Source organism: Afipia sp. DC4300-2b1, from assembly GCF_049895725.1.
Classification (GTDB): Bacteria; Pseudomonadota; Alphaproteobacteria; order Rhizobiales; family Xanthobacteraceae; genus Afipia; species Afipia broomeae.
Genome location: NZ_JAFCSX010000002.1, coordinates 700,768 through 719,105, shown reverse-complemented (window position 1 = coordinate 719,105; position 18,338 = coordinate 700,768). Strand labels below are relative to the sequence as shown.

Below are 18,338 nucleotides of genomic sequence, written 5' to 3'. Positions count from 1 at the left end.
GATCATCGCGTCCCGCCCGTGCGTGGTGTCAGCTTGAGGACGAGCGGCTTGGCAGCGGGAATGACGCGCGCGTTGGGATCGTTGGTCGACTCCCGCAAGCCAATATCGGCCCAGGCGCGAATATCCGCGATCGCATAGACGACACGTCCGCCGAGTTTGCGGTAACGTGGACCGGTGCCGTAGGTGCGATGCTTTTCCAGCGTCCGCGGCGAAAGCCCGAGCAAACGAGCCGCCTCCGGCGTGCGCAGAAACCGTTCGAATTGATCCTTGTCGGCCATGGTGCGCGATCCGCAACAAACCACCACCGTCGACGTATCTCGGTGGAATGCGCGCAGTCTGGCGTAATCGGGGGCCTTGGGAGGATGACGAAGATGGCGCTCGTGATTTTGTCCATCCCCCCTTAGAACGTCGGCACGGTGTCTGTGCGACTGCTGGCGTCCGCTGGCTGCGCGCTAGTAGCCGAGCAGAAGATCGAGATAGCCGCCTTGCATGCGGCCGATGGCGTCACGGACGATGCGAATGATCTGCGCCCGCGTCGACGATGTCAGCCAGTCCCGGCGGCTTTGATGCCGCACGCCGGGATCGAGAAGGACTTCCGCAAGTTCGCGGTAAGTCGCATGTTCCTGCCAGCCATCAAGCGCACGCAGCATGAGAATGAGGCGACGACGCTGCTGTTGCGTCAGTGGCAGGACAGGCTTTGTCGCAGGATTGCCCTGCAGCCGATGCCACACCCGAAGGGTAGCAATGAGGCGGTGCGGGGTAATGGCGTCCATCGTCACCGACGCTGCGACCGGCGCGTCGGCGGCGATCGTGCCGCTGATCATGACCTGCTGGAGATCGCCATTGTCAGGCCACAGCGCGTGCTGATTGCCCCTATGTGCGATTGCCAGAACCGCGCTTGGAAAGACGTCGGGATGAAGGCTGCTGCTGCTCGCCACCGGGCTGGTGTGGAACACGACGGCCGCGGGTTGAACTGCGACATCCCAGACGGCCCGGGCCTGGTTGCACCGGAGCGCCGGGTCGCAAGGGAAAGCCCAGGCCCCAGCGCCGAACGAGCGCCAGGACCGCCTCCAGATCGTTCTGATTTCCGGTTTCCAACATGCGGCTCATCGCCTCGAAATCACGGCGGTAGTCAGAATTGCGCCGCAGGAATTCCCACGCCAGTCCGAGACGCTGCGCGTGCTTCAGATAGCCGCTTGCGTCGGCTGATCGCCAACCTCCGTGATCCGGCATGCCGTACCTCCAGCAATCTGCGTGAAGAGAGTCATGGGCCGTCCCGTTGCGGAGTATTCCGGGGACCTGTGCAGGCCAGAAGAGTCGCGGGTGCAAAGCGTTTTGCAGGGGCAGCAGGTCACGCCGCCCCGGTGGCGGGAGCCGGCGGCAAAAATGTTCGATATTTCAGTCTACTGCGGCGGCTTGAGGAAGCCGCGATAGCCGGTTGTGGTCATCCAGCGCGCCCGTGCAAGATGGCTGTCATGCACGCGCCGCGCGCGTTCGGGCTCTTTGTCCGGATCAATCCCGAAGATGATCTGCACCGCCTCGCGCCAATCGGCCCCTTCGTGATCGGCATCGAGCAAGCGAAGGTAGATCTCGACATGCCCCTCATCGTAGGGCGTCAGATGCGGCACATCGGGCGGTTGATCATCGAAAGCGTCTGTCGCCATAGGTGGTCCATTCCGATTGAGCATGGATGGCGGGCGACCCTAAGACAGAGATGCCGCGCCGCCATGACAGAATTGCGACTATCAAGGACCTGGTTGTCCGCTGGCGCTTCCAAACCCGACAGTCCCGAGGCGAGCCTTGGAGTTTGGAACGGCGGGCTGGAGCATTTTGTCGAAAATACTCCGTGGTGGAATACTCTACAAGCCGAACACTCACCGCATGCGTTTACGGGACGTGTTTGCTCGCAATCTGCGCCGTGCCCGGCAGGCCAAAAGCCTGTCGCAAGAGGCGCTGGCGCATGATGCGGACGTCGACCGGACTTATATCAGTTCGCTGGAGCGCGGCACCTATGCCGCCAGCATCGACACGGTCGAGAAGCTGGCAAACGTCCTCGGCATCGAACCTGACGAATTGCTGCGGCGCACTTCGGCGCGCGGCAAGAGCTAAGCGATGACTCTCTGCTGAGCGCGAAAAAGGCCGCGCGGCCGTGCGGAGGCCGCGACCTGGATGCAGGACAGGAGCGATGCCCCGCCTTGCGGCGGGGCATCGGGAGCCGGCTGGTCAGTCGGCGTTGGCCTTGCGGGGGCGGGACCAGATCAGCGTCTGCGTCTCGCCGGCCTCGTCTTCGACCAGGTTCGCGTAGATTGGGCCGGTGAAGCTCGGGTCGTCGAGCTTGACCGAGTGATACGGGCGACCCTCGGTGGAGCGCTTGGCCCAAGCGGCGCCGATCTCGACTCGGCCGACATAGATGCGGTGGGACGGCGCGTTCTCGTTGCTGCTCGCCGGTTCACCGACGAGGCGGACGTTCTTGGCCTTGAGGCTGAGGGTGACGATCTCGCCGGTGAAGCCGTTTTCGGTCTTCGTGAAGGTGCCGATGTTCGCCATGATAGTTCTCCTTGCTCTCTGTTTCCGAGCCGCGACTATCGCGGTCTCGATGGCGACCGACAGGCTGGAGACGAGCGACGCCGCATCCGCTTTTAGGACCGAAGCGCAGCGGAGGATGCCAGGCGGGCAACTTTCTTGTCTCGCGAGGAATGGCGGCGCAGCCGCCAGGGGAAGAAAGTTGAACGACGGCATTGCGGCCAGTCGATCGAGGCGCAGCCGTTGTCCGGCCAAGGTCAGGCCATCGTAGACGTGAATGGACGCGCTTCTCGGAACAGGATCAGGCAAGGAGACGCGGCGAACGCGCCCAGAAGCAAAGGCCAAAAGCGCGCCGGCGCATCCCTCACCCGGCACGGCGATAGCGTCGTATTCGCCGCCCGAGAGCAGCAAAGACACGCACGCGCGTCTGGCCCGCTTCTCGTCCGGGCCGACGCGCGGCCGGCAGCGATCCGATAACGTGCCCGGTCTCGATGGTCGTTGCCGACACCGTCATCGTGCCGATCAGCGGCGAACCGAAGACGGCCGGGATACCATGCGTTCTGGTTGCCGAGCCGCCAACGCTATGACTGGACGGGCAGACGATATGCCTCCACACCGGCGGGCATCGCTGCAAGGCGCAGCCAGGCCGTCGCGCCGATGGCAACAGCGTCGACAAGCGCGAAGACATGGCGCCATCCCTCGGATGGGATCGTGAGTCCTCCAAGCGTGAGGCTCGCATAATAACCGGCGAGCGACGCCGGAATGGTAAACGTCAATCCCAGAACAATGCGCAGGACAGGTGAATGCGCAGTCGCGAACGCCGTTTGTCCGATAGCGAGAACGAAGCCGGCGCTGAGAAGGCCGAGGATGATCGCACCGGCCGCTCCGGCTCCGGTCACGTGAGCATAGAAAGCGACGGACAGACCGATGAAGAACGGCAACGCATAGACGGCAAGGCTGTAAAGAATCCAGCAGAAGACGCCGAGGCCGACGATGCTGAGTGGAATCGCGAGCGTAAGCATGGGTGGATGCTCCCGTGACAGAATGACAGGGTTTGTGCCTTCCACCACCTCCACGGCACGTTGATAGGTGTAATGGATGGCACTGTGCCCACCAAGCGAATTCCTGCTGTCGTCGTCATAGTGGTGACGCAGATCCGCATGGCGCGGCGAGCCGTCGCGCCAGTCGCGCATTGTGATTTTCGGAAACTGAGGCGGCGCTTACGCGCCGCCCGCGGTGGCAGGTTTGCCGATCTTGAACACCGGGATGCCAAGACGACGAGCCTTGTCGATGATGTTCGCCTGGATTCCCGTACCGGGTGTGACCAGAACGCCGATCGGCAAGGCCGCGAGCATTGCATCGTTGCGCTTGAACGGCGCGGCCTTGGCGTGCCTGTCCCAATCGGGGCGATATGCGATCTGCGGAACCTTGCGGTGATCGGCCCAGCGGGCGGCAATGCGTTCGGCGCCCTTCGGCGATCCGCCATGCAACAGCACCATGTCGGGATGCCTGGTGTGGACCTGATCGAGTCGACCCCAGATGGCGTGATGATCGTTGCAGTCAGCGCCACCGCTGAAGGCGACCTTCGGACCTGGCGGCAGCATGATCTCGGTTTCGGCTCGGCGTTTTGCCGCGATGAAGTCGCGACTGTCGATCATCGCGGCCGTCATCGTGCGATGGCTGACCTTCGATCCGGAGCGCGGATGCCAGTGCGACCCGCTGTACCGGGCGTAGAGGTCGGCGGACTGATCGCGGAACAGCTCCATGCTGTTGCGGCGCTCGACAAGGGTGAGACCTTCGGCGATGAGGCGTTCGAGTTCGACCGAGCGAATCTCGCTGCCGTCCTGTTCGGTCTGGCAGCGCCGCTGCGCCTGTTCGTTGTCGTCGAGCTGGCGTGCGATCCTCTCGCCGGCACGGTGAAAGATGTTGACGGTCGACCAGAGCAGATCGTCGAGGTCCGGCTCGAGCCTGGTGTCGCGCAGGCTCACGACGAGAGCGTCGAAGATGTCGGCGACGGCGCCTGCGATCATGCGCCCTTCGGGAAGTGGTCGCGTGTCCGGCTCGTCCTCGAAGGGGCGGTAACCGTAAAGCTGAAGTTCGTCGAGCGCGTGTTCGGTGACGGATGGCGTGGCCTCGGTGCGGTCGTGGTCGGTCGTCATGACGGTGCTCCTTGTCGGATCGGCCGCGCCCATCGCGGCCTTCATGGCGACGAAAGGCGGCGGACGGGCCAGACTTGCACCACGGCGCGCAGCGCCGTGGCCGGAGCAAAGCGGAGGATGCCGGAGGCGCGGCTATTTTGCTTCGCGATGCAAAGCGCGCCGTCGTCCTATGAATAATGTGAGTGCCCTTCGGCGGCGCGCGGCGGAAAATAGCCGCGCCGCAGGCATTGCCGGGCCCGACCGTTTGCCGCAAAACGGCGCCTCTCAAGAAGGCCGGCTGCGCGGCCCTTTCCGAGACCGGGAGCTGCCGCACGACCCGCAAGCCCGCCGCACCGCCCCCGCCCTCCCTTAGCGGACCCGATCGGGCGTCAGCATGAAGCGGGCGACGTCCTGCGGGAGGAGTTGGAGCCGAATTGCGGCCCGCAGCGTATCCTCGCCGAGCAGCCGCAAATCGTCGTTGAAATCGCCGAGTGCCGGCGCCAGCGGGATCGCGTCGATGCCGGCCTCGCGGGCTCGATCGATCAGCGTGTCGTGCGCCGTATTGCCGGCAGGATCATCGTCGCGGGCGACATAGAGACGGCGTAGTCGGGCCGGAAACAGGATGGCAGCGAGATGCGCGGCCGAGAGCGCACTGAGCATCGGCATCATTGGCACAACCATGCGCAGCGACAGCATGGTCTCGATGCCCTCGCCTGCGGCGGCAACGTCATCCACCGCACCGAAACGCACGGCGTGTCCGAGCAGATCGCCCATCGCGCGGCGTGGCGTGTCGATCGCGGCCTTGCCGAGCGTCACCGGATCGAATCCTGACGGATTAAGCCAGGTGCGGTGCAGGCCGGTAATGCAGCGATCGCGGTTAGTGACTGCGGCAATCAGGGCCGGCAAGGTCTCGGTCGGACCATGCCCCTCGGGGCGAAAGTAGCAGCGCGGATGAAACCGCAGGCTCGCGGTCTCATGCAGGCGCGTGAGGCCACGCTGGTGCAGATAAATCTCGGCGAGCGTGCCGGCGATCGGTTGCGAGATTGCCCACAGGCGTTGTGCCGCCTCGGGCGATCCGGTCGGCGCCGCGGCTCGCCGGAGTCCGTGATCGGGCTCGGGAAGCGGTGGCGGCAGGCTGAGGATGCGGCGCGCTTCGCGGGCGGCGTCGCGGAACGGAAGGCTGCCCGCCATCTGGATGATGTCGAACAGATCGCCGTGCTCGCCGGTCGCGGCATCGGTCCACTTTCCCGCCGCGCCTTTCCCGGATTCGGCTCCGGTCAGGCGCACGAACAGCGATCGCCCCGGCGTGTTCTTGACGTCACCCACCAGCCAGTAACGCCCTTCGCGGCGCCCGTTCGACAGATGGATACGGCACACCGCCTCTGCATGTCTTGTGAGGCGGCGCGCGAGATCGGAGGCATCCTGACGCATGATCAGGCCGCCTCGCGCTCGGCCACACGGGCCACCGGATAACGGTCGAGCACCTTGGCGAGCACGCCCGGTCCGTTGCGGTCGACGGGAACGAACATCCGCAACTTCCACGAGATGATCTCGTGAAACAGGCCATAGGCCGTGAGCCGCTCGCGCATGGCGTCGGTGAAGCCGGAGAGTTCAATCCGGTTGGCTCCCATCACGCGCACGCGCCGGAGCTGCAGGCCCTCGGCAAGTTCGATGATGGTGCGGCCATCGAGCAATGCCGCAAACACCGATTCAGGAGCGAGCGATGACGGAGCGGCCCCCGTCATGTTCGCGACCCAGGCTGGCGGCACCTTGCGGCCGATGATGCGGGCGCCGTCGTCGGTCTGGAGGCGATAGACGCGGGTGGATTCCTGCGGCAGCCGCTTCCAGATCGGAAGCAACAGTCCGGCGACGATATGGATTTCGCTGTCGGTGAACTCCGGAAGTGCGGCGAGTTCCCCCGACCACGCACGGGCGAAGACGGCGCGGTCGGCTTCCTGCCAATGGGTCTGCGGCATCGCCCCCAATGGCATGACCGGCTGCTCCATCGGGCGGATCAGGCGAACGCGCCGTTCGACCTCCCCGTCGTCGAGCATGATGCTGCGCGCCGGCACCTGCACAGCGGCGCGGCCCGACTGGGTGTTGATCAGCAGCAACACCCGCGGATCAGACAACCGCTCCAGCGCATCATCGAGTGTAACGGGACTGTTGCGCTGGCGCTGCGTGATCGTGAGAAGCTGCGTCTCAGCGGCGGTGCCGGGATGGGTGTAGATTGTCTGCCGGCTGGTGACGGCGAAGCTCTCCGCCGTCAGGGTCTCCAGACCGACGTCGAACGTGCCGGACGCAATCGCGCCTTCGATGCGGGCGGCGAGCAGTTGCTCGAACGCCGCGAATAGAATGTTCTGCAAGTCGATCGTCAGAGCCAGAAGACGGTTGAGGAACGTCGTGATGGGCGGCAGCTCGTCCTTGATGCCGTTCGCATCCATGAGCTTCAGCCCGGTCGCACCTTCGAAGACTTGCAGCGAGCAGCCTTCGACCTTGCCGCCGACGATCAGGAGATAGAGTTGCCGCAGCGCGTCGCGCGCGTAATGGCTCTCCAGATTATCCTCGGCGCGGAACAGGCCCTGCCCGCCGGTCTGGCGCTGGCCCTTGGTGATGGCGCCGAGCGTGTCGAGACGGCGCGCGATGGTCGAAAGGAACCGCTTCTCGGTCTTGACGTTCGTGGCGATCGGCCGGAACAGCGGCGGCTGCGCCTGATTGGTGCGGTTGGTGCGGCCCAGCCCCTGAATGGCGGCATCGGCCTTCCACCCGGCCTCCAATAGATAATGTATGCGCAGCCGCCGGTTTCGGGCGGACAGTTCGGCGTGGTAGCTGCGTCCTGTGCCGCCGGCGTCGCTGAACACCAGGATGCGCTTGAGGTCGTCCATGAACACCTGGGTTTCGGCGAGGTTGGCCGATCCGGCGCGGTTCTCCACCATCAAGCGGTCGGACGAGGCGCCGGTCTTCCGCACGATGCGGCGCGACCGCCCGGTGACTTCTGCGACCTGATCGGTGCCGAAACGCTGCACGATCTGGTCGAGCGCGCCATGCACAGGCGGCAACGAGGCGAGCTTCTCGATCATGCGATCCCGGCGTGCGACCGCGTCGCGGCTCTGCACCGGCTGACCGTCGCGGAAGACCGGACGCGACGACAGGTTGCCTTCGCCGTCGGTGAACGGCTCGTAGAGCTGGGTCGGAAAGCTGTGCGCGAGATAGTCGAGGACGTATTCGCGCGGCGTGATGTCGACCTGCACGTCGCCCCACTCTTCGGTCGGAATTTCGGCAAGGCGTCGCTCCATCAACGCTTCGCCGGTCGAGACGATCTGGATCACGGCAGCATGACCGGCTTTCAGGTCGCGCTCGACGGACGCAATCAGCGTCGGTGTTTTCATGGCGGTGATGAGATGATTGAAGAAGCGCTGCTTCGTGCTCTCGAAAGCCGAGCGCGCCGCGGATTTCGCCTGGGCGTTCAGCGTACCGGTTTCGCCGGTGACATTGGCCGCCCGCATGGCGGCGTCGAGATTGTTGTGAATGACCGAAAACGCACCGGCATAGTCGTCGTAGATGCGGATCTGTTCGTTCGTCAGCCTGTGTTCAACCAGTTCGTATTCGACGCCGTCATAGGACAGCGAACGGGCTGTATAGAGGCCGAGCGCCTTGAGGTCGCGGGCCAGCACCTCCATCGCCGCAACGCCGCCGCTCTCGATCGCCTCGACGAATTCGGCGCGGGACGCAAAGGGAAAGTCCTCCCCGCCCCACAGCCCAAGCCGCTGGGCATAGGCCAGGTTGTGAACGGTGGTGGCGCCGGTCGCCGACACATAAAGCACGCGCGCATTCGGCAAGGCGTGCTGGAGCCGCAGGCCGGCGCGCCCTTGCTGCGACGCCGCCTGGTCGCCGCGCTCGCCCTTGCCTCCCGCCGCATTCTGCATCGCGTGGCTTTCGTCGAACACAATGACGCCGTCGAAATCGGATCCCAACCATTGGAGGATTTGCTGGACGCGCGAAAGCTTCTCGCCGCGCTCGTCGGAGCGTAGCGTGGCATAGGTCGTAAAAAGGATGCCTTCACCGAGCCGGATCGGCGTTCCCTGCCGGAAGCGCGACAGCGGCGTGATCAGGAGGCGCTCCTGGCCCAGCGCCAGCCAGTCCCGCTGCGCATCCTCGATCAGCTTGTCGGATTTGCTGATCCAAACCGCACGGCGGCGGCCCTTGAGCCAGTTGTCGAGAACGATGCCGGCGACTTGGCGGCCCTTGCCGGCGCCGGTGCCGTCGCCGAGAAAGAAGCCGCGCCGAAACCGCACCGCGTTCTCTGCATCGTCGCGCGCCGCGGTGACGCGGTCGAAGGTGTCGTCGACGCTCCAGCAGCCGGCGAGAACGTCGGCGTGCGCTTCGCCCGCGTAGATGACGGATTCGAGCTGCGCGTCCGAGAGCAGTCCGCCAGAGATGATGCTTGACGGTAGATGCGGGCGATAGGCCGGAACCGGCGGGGCGACCGACGCCATTGCGGCTGACTGCACGAGCTTCGTCGGGTGCGGCTTTGCGCCCGGCACGCGGATCGACTGGAGCGCGTATTCCTCATAGATCGCGTCCGTCAGGCGCGCCCCCTCACGAGGCGTCCAATCGACAGTCTCGTAGGCGAGTTCGATCGCCTCCGGCTCGGCGGCGGATGCTTTCGCCACCGCCCCCGACGCGGCCCGCGCCAGATAGCCGCGCACCGTGCGGGGAACGGCGGCAGACGGCGCCATTGGCGCACGCGCGGTGCCGGTGGCGGGAAGCCGGGGCGGAACGTGTTCGCCGATCCAACCGAGCAACGTCGCAACATCGCGCGCGACGCCGCAGGACGCCGGACATACGCCAGGGTCAGTGGCCGGCATCTTGTCGATCACGGTCAGCCGGGTCGGCGTCGTGGTGCCGTGCTTGGCATAGACCGCGCCGTCGATCGCCGCCGAGAACACGATGCGGCCTCGCTCCTGCAGCCGAACGAAGGCGTCGTGCCAGGCCGGATGATCGGGCGCGACATTGGCGTCGGTGATAGCGACCAAGCGCCCGCCGTCGGCCAGCCGGTCGAGCGCCGACGCGACATGGCGAAGGGCAGCGTCCGCGACGGGGCGGTCAACATGCACCGCGGCGGAGAATGGCGGATTCATCAGAATGACGCTCGGCACGAGGCCGCTGTCGAGATGATCGTCGATGTGGGCTGCGTCGTGCTGCGTCGTGGACACGGCGGGAAAGAGCTGCGTGAGGATGGCCGCGCGCGTCTCGGCGAACTCATTCAGCACCAGCGATGCGCCGGCGAGTTCACCGAATACGCCAAGCAACCCCGTTCCCGCCGAGGGTTCGAGCAGAACATCGGCGGGCGTGATCGCAGCCGCGACGCTTGCAGCGTATCCCAGCGCAACCGGGGTCGAGAATTGCTGAAGCGCCTCGCTCTCTTCGGAGCGGCGCGTATGGGTGGGAAGAAGAACGGAAACTTTGGCGAGCATCGGCAGCATTGCAGCAGGAGAAACCGCCTTCGCCCGCATGGCGGGACCGAACTTGCGCAGGAACAGAACCATGGCGGCCTCGCAGGCTTCATAGGCCAGCTTCCAGGTCCAGGCGCCGTCGCTGTCGGAGCCGCCGAAGGTGGTTTGCATCGCGGCGCGCAGGATCGCGGCATCGATGCGGCGGCCGGATTCGAGATGGGGAGCGAGGAGCTGCGCAGCAGCGACGATGGCAACGGCGGGATCTGCCGGGGCGCAAACCGGCGCGGCCGCAGCGACGGCCGCGGAAGAGGACAATTGCGACATGATGGGAGCCTTACCGAGAGCGGGGACGGATCGGCCGCCCGGACGCTCTCTTTCTCCGCGGCGGCTCAAACCCGTCCCGGCCCGCCTCTCCCTTTCAGCAGCCGCCAAAAAGAAAGGGCCGGCGCGATCACGCCGGCCCCTTCGCGGTCAGACCGCCGACTACGGATGCGATCCTCCCGGATCAATCAGACTGTAGGTGAGACGTTTGACGTTGCTGATGCGATAGAGCCCGCCGCTATCGACAGCGCGAAACAACACGGTGCGATGACTGCGGGGATTGGCGACAACCTCGAACCTGTCGAGGCTGCGGCCGTCGGAGAACGAGAGCGCCGTATCGAAAACAATGGTCTGACCGGGCCGTGGCGTTGGCTTGCACGACAACGCGCGCCGCGCGGCCGCATTCTCCCGGCAGCGAGCACGCCATGCCTGGGCATAGGCATACTTGGTGGGCGTCAGCAGATTGAGAATTGCCTCCGGACAATTCGCTTCGTTCGGCCCGACTGTTTCGTCCATGTCCTTGTAGCCGAAGATATAGCCCTCGCGGTCGCGAGGATTGTAGTGAATGAGACAGACGGCAGCGAACACGATCCGTTCGGACGTCTCGGGGCGGATGTGCTCAATGGCAGCATAGTAGACCCGCATGCCAACGAGCGCGGATCGCAGCACTTTCGACGTCCCGTCTGGACGGTCGAAAGTGAACTGTTCGTCGAGATACTGGCGCGGACCGCAATAACCGCCCAGCGATTGCATATAGAGCCAACCCATGAGGGGTCTCCTTTCGAACAGGTTGTGAAATGCGAAAAGCCCGGCGCGGTGGCCGGGCTTAAGGGGTGAAATGCTGGAAGGACGCGGGACGGCCGGAGCCGCCCCGCGGGATCGGGTCATTCGGCGGCGACGGCGTGCGCGTGCTCGTCTTCGGCCGTCTCGTCAGACTCCTCACCGTCATCGGTGAGGAATTCGGGCAGCGGGTCCGCGGCAGTTCCAGAGTCGTTCGATTCCGACGTGGTCTCGGCAGGACGCAGCGGCTCGGGGAGCCAGCCGGTGTCGCCGAGCAGCCGCTCGGCCTCCTTCGCCATTTCGCCCTTCTTGAGATGGTCGATGAGCTGGGCGGAGGATTCGCCTTTGGCTTCACGCACCGCCTCGAGAATGCGGCTCTTGGTGACGCGCCCGAGATAGTTCTCGACCGTCGGCCGCCATCCGGCTTCCACCATGTTAAGATTGACCGCCCGCACCAGACGATCGGCCTGGTCGAGGCGGCGGCGCAGACCGTGCGACGACACGCCGTTGCCATCGTAACGATCGACCTTCTCGAACAGCGCGTTCACGCCGAAGGAGACGCAATGCGCGAGCAACGTCGTGCGGCTGGCCTCGTCGAGCGCGGCGAGCCAGTCCCATAATGCGGCTTCATCGTCCGGCATGTCGGCCGACCAGGCCTTGTGACGCTCGTCGATCGACGTCGCCGAAGCGCTGTCTTTCAAACCAGGTGCCTGCGCCGGCAACTGGACGTGCCGGACCGCTGCCTCGATGCAGCCGGGCACATAGGCCGTAAAGAAGGCATCGGTGCAGAGCTTGTGCAGAAGCGCGGTCATCGCAACATGCGGGTTGTTCGCAAGTGCGTCCCGCAGCGCGAGGGTGCGATGGGCCGTCAGTTCCATGACGAGGCGATCGGGCAACGGTTTGATGCCGTCGTCCTCATCATCGTCGGCCTCGGGTTGACCGCGGCCGACCGTGATCACGGCGCGGGGTGCGCTCCCCGGTTCGCCACCCTCCACGCGGCCGTCGTCATCATCGCCCTCTTCGCCAGATTCGGGCTCCACTAAAGCGGCGCGATACGCCGCTTCGTCCTCGTCGCGCACATAGCCGCGTTCGACCAGAAGTTCTCCTTCGGAGTCGATGCTGACGAAGGCGCCAGCGTGAACGATTTCCGCCGGGTCGAACACATGGGGACGGTTCTCGAAGGCGGCGATGGCCTCTTCGATTTCGCCGAGGCGGACATCGACCTCGTCGGGCAGTTCGTCCGCGTCCTGATATTTCGCCTCAAGCGTCGCATATTCGGAGCGCAGCGCGTCGTATGTAGACTGCTCATCGGCGGTGAGGTCGGCCGGCACGCCCGCAAGTTCGCGCATGCCGTGGTCGTGGCCGTAGGGGAAGCAGATGGCGACATCGATCCACTTCCAGCCTTCGGCCGCGATCGTCTCCGCCTCGGTCTTCAGCTTGTCGGTGACGAGGCGCTCCAGCAGCGGCACGTCCTGGAGCCAGCCGCCATCATCGCTTTCGAACAGGTCGCGCAGCACTGTGCCGCCGGCGGCTTCATAAGCCTCGACGCCGACGAATTGTGCCCGCCTGTCGGAGGCGCGAACCGTGCTCTCCGTCAGCATGCGCCGGATCTGGTAAGCCTCGTCGTTTCCGGATTTGCTGACAGTCTCCCACACCTGCTCCTGGCGGGCGTGATCGCCGGTGACGGTGAACGCCATGAGCTGTTCGAGCGTCATGCCGTCTTCGGCGTAGACGTCAAGCAGGCTCGGCGCCACGGACGCGAGCCGCAGCCGCTGCTTCACGACATTGACCGAGACGAAGAACCTGGCGGCAATATCCTCGTCGGACTGCCCCTGCTCGCGGAAAGTCTGGAACGCGCGGAACTGATCGAGAGGATGAAGCGCTGCTCGCTGCACGTTTTCGGCCAGCGAGTCTTCCTCGGCAGAGACGTCCGCATCAGCGTCCCGCACGACGCAAGGAACCGGCGCGGTTCTAACGAGACGCTTCTGCTTCACCAGCAGTTCGAGCGCGCGGTAGCGGCGACCGCCCGCCGGCACCTCGAACATGCCGGTTTCCTGGCCCTCGGCGTCGAGCACCGGCCGGACATTGAGACTCTGCAGCAGGGTCCGCCGCGCGATGTCCTCGGCCAAATCCTCGATCGAGATTCCGGCCTTGATCCTGCGCACATTGGACTGCGACAGAACCAGTTTATTGAAGGGAATGTCGCGCGACGACGACAGCTTGATCTTCTGAACGGCCTTTGCCATGTCAGTGTCTCCGAAACGGGCGGCCGAAAGCCTCTCTCTCGACCTCCAACCCGTCACGGAAAACCCACCCTCCTCTCCCTCTCGCGCTTCCGGTGAACGCACACGCCAGAGGCTGCGAACCGCTCCCGTGCCGCGATCCGGCGGGAAGTGATTGTTGGCCGCCGCCGTGGGCGCGCTGCCGCCATCGGGCGATATCGTCGCCGCGATGTCAGCGAGGCTGAACAAACCGGGCGCGAAAAGATTTCATGTTAGGGGCGGCTCAGTTGTCTTTATGGGGGGCGTGAGTAGGCCGCCGATGGCTATGTTCGCCCCAACGATAAAGGACCGGGAGCGGTTGCGGATAACAGGCGAAATGGCGGGTCACACAGACAACTTCGAGGCCGGGACGCGGTTTCGCCTCAGCGAACTGGGAAAGGCGCGGAATCCCAAACAGGCGGCAAAGGTCGGGACGGTGCTTCGGAAAGCCCGGACCAGAAACCAGGTCATCATCCTGTTCGATGGACACACCACGCCGGTCACGTTCCATCGAACCTACATCGAACCGCTTCCCGCCGGGGAGTAAACCGGCCGCGTTCCGCCGTCGGCCGGTTCTGTCGAAGCATCCTGTGATCAGGCCACTTTCCTCTCCTCATCTGGCACATCCCTTGAGGCGTTCCCAGTCGGCAGAAAGCCAAGGATGTAGTCGGCAGCCTTGCTGGCCTGGCTCGCAGCGCGCACGATCGCCCGGTTATCTTCACGCAGGACATCGAGCCACGAGCCGATATAGTCGGCGTGCCGCACGGTCGGAACGATCCCGAGCGAGGCGCAACAGAAAGCCGCATTCAATTCCGCCACGAGTTCCTCGAACGCATATTTTTTCGTGCCGTAGCTGCCACCAAGATCGCGGTTGAGACGCGATGGATGACCGCTGGCATGGCCGAGTTCATGCAGCGCCGTGCGGTGCCAGTTGATCGGCTCGAAATAAGCCGCCGGCGGCGGCACCTGCACATAGTCTTCGGACGGCATGTAGAAGGCACGATTGCCGCCGATCCGGAAATCGACGCCGGTCGCCTTGATCAGTGCTTCGACAACCGGCTCAATCATGCCGGGCGGCGGCAGCGGCGCTGCAATGGCGATCTCCACCGGCAGATCGTCGCACTGGTCGGTGTTGAACACCGTGAAGCGTTTCAGGAACGGAATGGCCTGCGCTTCGTCGCCGGTGTCCGCCGCGCGCTTCTTCTCATCATTCGGAATGAAGCGGTCGGCGTAGACCACGGTCGTGCCGCGCTCGCCCTTACGGACATGGCCGCCGAGCGAGAGCGCCTGGCGGAACGTCAGCCAGCTCTGTCCCGCAAAGCCGCGTTCGATGACGGCACCCCACAGGATCAGGACATTGACGCCACTGTATTGCCGGCCGGTGGCGGCATTCTTCGGCACCGCCAGCGCCGCCTTCGCCGCCGCGGTGCCCCACGGCTGGACCCAGGGCACCCGCCCCGCCTCCAACTCGGCGATGATCTTGCCGGTGACTTCGTCGTAGAGGCTCGCCCGGTCCTTGTCGGCGCGCGCATGAGAATAATATCTGGACATCGCGGATCTCCGCGACGGGCGCCGCGAGACTTTCCCGCGACTTCCAACCCGTCACGGCCAATCCGGTCCGCACTCTCACTCTCGCTCAGATCTCCCTGCACCGATCCGCGGAAGCGGCTTTCTGGGTGGTATTGCCGCGAGGACTGCGTGAGGGATGGAAGCCCGAAGGGGGAAAACCCGGCTCGCCCGGGGTTTCAGCGTCAGCCGACAGCCCGGTCCCGACAGGGACACGCCCTCCTCACGGGAGGCTCTGCAATGTCTAAATGTTGAGGTCATTTTCGCGCCACCGCCGCCAGCACAGAGCGACGTCTCACTGGGCTTGGAAAACTTATTTTCGAATTCGTTGCGGGTTAGGCTTCTCTCAAGTGTCTTTCTAGTGAGCAGGAATGGCTTGTTTCAGCACCAGCAGTCTTGGCCAGTGTCTCATCTGGTTGTCTCATTCTTCGCAGGTTCTGCGATCCGGCCGAGCGTATGTCGATGACGGTCGCACTCAAATTCTTCTGTCCGACGGCGCGCCAGCTTTTCGAAAGCGGGATCTGGATGGATGCCGAAACAGTGAACCGTCAACGCTTGAAGCTTGTTTCGGTTGATTGCCCGCTTTGTAAACGGACCCACCGCTTCATGCTGGCGGATGCGCGCCTCGACGACGAAGACGTGGCCTCGTAAGGCCTTTTCCGGGAGCATCCGTCCGATAGCGCGGAAACATCACTCAGCGGCCCCGGGGAGCAGACGATGCCAACCGGGCGAGCGCCGGTTCAAGCTGATAATACGCGCCCAGAACCCAGACACCGCCTGCGGATGGTGAAACAACGATGTCGATGTGGGGCGGTGACACCAGCTTGCGCATGCTGGCGGCGAGTGCCTCGGGATCGGGTGCGCGGAAGAATGCGCAAAAAGACGACCACGATCGTTCGGCAGCAAGGCCTCGACTCTGCATGTCTTCAAGCTCCAGCCACTCGCCGTCAATCTTGGCGAACTGGAGCCGAACGATGTTGGGCAATCCCGGATCGGCAGATGAGTCAGGGGACTCGTTCGCTTGTCCGGAGTCGCGGCTTATGGCGGGTCGAAGGGCCGGCATCAGACGACAACAATTTCCGGAGTGACGCCGATCCAGGCTGGAGCGGATGCGCCTCTGCTCAACGGACGGCGGACGGGCATGCCGTCACGGCCTCACGTCGTGCAGCGAACGGGTTTCCGCGTCGTAAACACGAATCCGCAGCGCGGGAAAACGGCGTTTCAATTCTGCGGCTCCGGATTCCGCCCCTTCTTTCGTGCTGAATTCAGTTTTGATTTGACCGTCGATCTCAAGTGCAAAGCCGATCTTGGATGAAACCGCAGAACGAAGTGGCATGGGACGCATTCCGGCAAGCAGGACAGATGAGACGAGTTACGGCGAGTCCCGGTGCAGTGACAAGCTCAATCGGCGCTGTGCAAGCTCCGGCGACTCGGCCATGATGTCTGGATTCCCCTTTATCGGTTTACAGGCGCTGCCCAGGCGAGTGACGCGCGCACCGCTATTTCTACGCTGTGGCGTCCGTTTCAGCGAACACGGTGCGCCGGCCCTTTTCCCGAATGATCCGACGCTTTAGCTGCTCTGGAGACGTTTGCGTTTCGAGGCAGTATGCACGATGGACACTGGGCAGAGCGTCGACGACCGCCAGCCGCGACCGTTACCGTTGAAGAACTGGAGGGTTATCTCGATCGGCTGGCACAGATCATCGTCCAGGCCGGCAAGAAGGGGGCCGTCTATCTGCCGCTCTACGAGCGACTGGAGAGCGAACTCGAAAAGGCCAAAGCGATGGACGCCCGACTGGCACGGGTCCAGGAACGGATCAAATAATCGTTTCGTCGAAGGGCAATGCGAGTTTCAGCAACTCCGCTTGCCGCCATTCCAGCGATCCACCGGCTCCGTATTTCGGACGATCGATCGCGTGTCCCATCAGCAAGCGTCTCAACTCATCATCAACGCCGGCGTTCTTGAGGCGGTCCTCGAAGGAATGCCTGAACGAATAGATCTTGTGCTTTGGCGTCGGGAAAAGCTCGTTCTCGCGAAAGAACTTGTTGAGCGCAGCCGACATGCTGCTTTCCTTGTCCTTGTATCGCGCAAACCCTTTCGGAAACTTTTTCATCGCGGCAAGGGCTGCACCGACAAGCGGGACGGCCCGGATCGACGTCGCCGTCTTGATTTCTCTGGGATCATCCGGATCCAGGCGGGGCTCAATCAGGATGTGCGGGACCGGATCGTCCAGTTTGATGAAGGGTTCGGTCAGGTTGCAGATTTCGCTCGGGCGGGCTCCGGTTTCGACGAGCGTGAGAACAATGGCCCGGCCCTCCGGATTCATGCGGGCCAACGCCCCGGGCTTCAGGACTTTTGTCTTGATCCAATCGACCGAGAATGGCGGGCGCGTTTTCTTGAACTTGTCGGCAAACCAGAAGCTCGCAAACGGGTTCTGACGATCGAACTCCCCGAGATGCTTGAAGTAAGAATCGTAGAGCACGCGAAGATTGCCGACCATGCGATTGCACATGGACGCGGATCTGCGGTCCTTGGCGTTCTTGTTGACGAGCTTTGCGAGCCAGAATTTGTAGAAAGTCCTTCCGTCGTCGCGTGTAATGTCGACCATCGGCTTGTCACCGACGACGTTGATGAAGGAGTTGATCGCTCGCTTCTTGACGTTCTTCCAGCGCTCACGCTGTGCCGGACTTTTGCCGGTAAGCTCGTCCGCGACGATTTCCTCACAATAGACCTTGAACGCGCCGCTGACTTTGACCTTGGGCAGCGGCTCGGCGCCCAGGACCGCCGCTGCGACAGCAGCCGGCGTGTCCACCGGCTTGACCACGTTCATACGTTGCAGGATTTGCGGGATGGGCTGCTGCGCCAGTTCATCGACGGGGTAGTAGTTGAAGCCCATCGCTTCGCACAGCAGCCTGGCCGCCTGATACTTCTCGAGGGCCTGGGAGGGCTCCCTCCCCTCCAGCAGCATCGCCGCCCAGAGTTGATTGTCTGCCTTCTCAAGAACATCGCGCTGCGCACGCGCTTTCGCGAGATCATCAGTCTTGAGCGAGTGCCGAATGAGCGGCGCGCGGCTGTCGATTGCCGCGAGCGTCTTGGGCACACGGCGCCAGTAATACAGCACGCCATTGCGCGGAAACAGAAAGCGATCCTGGTCGGACTTGTGAAGCATATCCGCGTCTGTCAGGTGTCTCAGCGTGTATCCCAATTTGTATCACACAATAGCACACAGACAGACACGCGACAACCGCAGACTTAAGTAATCTGCTGTTTTTTCAGATTGTTATGAATTTTA

18 protein-coding genes are annotated in these 18,338 nt (G+C 63.9%); 4 read left to right on the top strand and 14 right to left on the bottom strand.

Annotation, left to right across the window (positions count from 1 at the left end; translation table 11 throughout):
* Positions 1-2 precede the first annotated feature (2 nt).
* From ACP7AL_RS10200 to ACP7AL_RS10185, 4 genes are all read right to left on the bottom strand, one after another.
* Positions 3-278, bottom strand: coding sequence for a helix-turn-helix transcriptional regulator (locus ACP7AL_RS10200; RefSeq protein WP_024922047.1), 276 nt, complete (start codon positions 276-278; stop codon positions 3-5).
* A 174-nt stretch (positions 279-452) separates the two neighbouring features.
* Complete coding sequence (locus ACP7AL_RS10195) at positions 453-956, bottom strand: DUF2285 domain-containing protein (protein ID WP_160166494.1); 504 nt, start codon at positions 954-956, stop codon at positions 453-455.
* A complete protein-coding gene (locus tag ACP7AL_RS10190) occupies positions 874-1,233 on the bottom strand; it encodes a transcriptional regulator domain-containing protein (protein ID WP_425991103.1) in 360 nt (119 codons plus the stop codon). Before ACP7AL_RS10190 ends, ACP7AL_RS10195 begins: the two co-directional genes overlap by 83 nt.
* Before the next feature lie 170 nt (positions 1,234-1,403).
* Entirely contained in the window at positions 1,404-1,664 is a 261-nt protein-coding gene (locus tag ACP7AL_RS10185) for a DNA -binding domain-containing protein (RefSeq protein ID WP_024922050.1), read from the bottom strand.
* 217 nt (positions 1,665-1,881) lie between these two features.
* On the opposite strand from ACP7AL_RS10185, the gene ACP7AL_RS10180 reads away from it, so the two are divergent.
* Entirely contained in the window at positions 1,882-2,109 is a 228-nt protein-coding gene (locus ACP7AL_RS10180; RefSeq protein ID WP_024922051.1) for a helix-turn-helix domain-containing protein, read from the top strand.
* Between the two features lie 114 nt (positions 2,110-2,223).
* Here ACP7AL_RS10180 and ACP7AL_RS10175 read toward each other — a convergent pair whose 3' ends face one another.
* The 7 genes from ACP7AL_RS10175 to ACP7AL_RS10145 form a co-directional block, all read right to left on the bottom strand.
* Entirely contained in the window at positions 2,224-2,547 is a 324-nt protein-coding gene (locus ACP7AL_RS10175; protein ID WP_184084148.1) for a DUF736 domain-containing protein, read from the bottom strand.
* A 557-nt stretch (positions 2,548-3,104) separates the two neighbouring features.
* Positions 3,105-3,716, bottom strand: a complete 612-nt coding sequence (locus tag ACP7AL_RS10170) for a hypothetical protein (protein ID WP_051472561.1) — start codon at positions 3,714-3,716, stop codon at positions 3,105-3,107.
* 27 nt (positions 3,717-3,743) lie between these two features.
* Positions 3,744-4,682, bottom strand: a complete 939-nt coding sequence (locus tag ACP7AL_RS10165) for a DUF2493 domain-containing protein (protein ID WP_024922103.1) — start codon at positions 4,680-4,682, stop codon at positions 3,744-3,746.
* A gap of 348 nt (positions 4,683-5,030) precedes the next feature.
* Complete coding sequence (locus ACP7AL_RS10160) at positions 5,031-6,095, bottom strand: DUF7146 domain-containing protein (protein ID WP_024922102.1); 1,065 nt, start codon at positions 6,093-6,095, stop codon at positions 5,031-5,033.
* Positions 6,095-10,441, bottom strand: a complete 4,347-nt coding sequence (locus tag ACP7AL_RS10155) for a strawberry notch-like NTP hydrolase domain-containing protein (RefSeq protein WP_425991099.1) — start codon at positions 10,439-10,441, stop codon at positions 6,095-6,097. The genes ACP7AL_RS10160 and ACP7AL_RS10155 overlap by 1 nt, the downstream gene beginning before the upstream one ends.
* A 159-nt stretch (positions 10,442-10,600) precedes the next feature.
* On the bottom strand, positions 10,601-11,206 hold the full coding sequence (locus tag ACP7AL_RS10150) for a DUF6927 domain-containing protein (RefSeq protein ID WP_024919093.1): 606 nt from the start codon (positions 11,204-11,206) through the stop codon (positions 10,601-10,603).
* Positions 11,207-11,322: 116 nt separating this feature from the next.
* Positions 11,323-13,464: a ParB/RepB/Spo0J family partition protein gene (locus tag ACP7AL_RS10145; protein WP_024919092.1), complete on the bottom strand. Its 2,142-nt coding sequence runs from the start codon at positions 13,462-13,464 to the stop codon at positions 11,323-11,325.
* A gap of 352 nt (positions 13,465-13,816) precedes the next feature.
* On the opposite strand from ACP7AL_RS10145, the gene ACP7AL_RS10140 reads away from it, so the two are divergent.
* The gene (locus tag ACP7AL_RS10140) at positions 13,817-14,026 is read left to right on the top strand and encodes a hypothetical protein (RefSeq protein WP_152544103.1); all 210 of its coding nucleotides are present in this window, start codon (positions 13,817-13,819) and stop codon (positions 14,024-14,026) included.
* Between the two features lie 47 nt (positions 14,027-14,073).
* On the opposite strand, the gene ACP7AL_RS10135 is transcribed toward ACP7AL_RS10140, so the two are convergent.
* Positions 14,074-15,030 (bottom strand): ArdC family protein, encoded by a 957-nt coding sequence (locus ACP7AL_RS10135; RefSeq protein WP_024919090.1) that lies wholly within the window; start codon positions 15,028-15,030, stop codon positions 14,074-14,076.
* Between the two features lie 477 nt (positions 15,031-15,507).
* On the opposite strand from ACP7AL_RS10135, the gene ACP7AL_RS10130 reads away from it, so the two are divergent.
* Positions 15,508-15,696 (top strand): hypothetical protein, encoded by a 189-nt coding sequence (locus tag ACP7AL_RS10130; RefSeq protein ID WP_152544102.1) that lies wholly within the window; start codon positions 15,508-15,510, stop codon positions 15,694-15,696.
* 43 nt (positions 15,697-15,739) lie between these two features.
* Here the strand turns inward: ACP7AL_RS10130 and ACP7AL_RS10125 are convergent, their stop codons facing one another.
* Positions 15,740-16,030 (bottom strand): hypothetical protein, encoded by a 291-nt coding sequence (locus ACP7AL_RS10125; RefSeq protein ID WP_024919088.1) that lies wholly within the window; start codon positions 16,028-16,030, stop codon positions 15,740-15,742.
* 621 nt (positions 16,031-16,651) lie between these two features.
* On the opposite strand from ACP7AL_RS10125, the gene ACP7AL_RS10120 reads away from it, so the two are divergent.
* Positions 16,652-16,870, top strand: a complete 219-nt coding sequence (locus tag ACP7AL_RS10120; protein ID WP_024919086.1) for a hypothetical protein — start codon at positions 16,652-16,654, stop codon at positions 16,868-16,870.
* Here ACP7AL_RS10120 and ACP7AL_RS10115 read toward each other — a convergent pair.
* Positions 16,863-18,215, bottom strand: coding sequence for a DUF6538 domain-containing protein (locus tag ACP7AL_RS10115; protein WP_024919085.1), 1,353 nt, complete (start codon positions 18,213-18,215; stop codon positions 16,863-16,865). The genes ACP7AL_RS10120 and ACP7AL_RS10115 overlap by 8 nt on opposite strands.
* Positions 18,216-18,338: the final 123 nt, after the last annotated feature.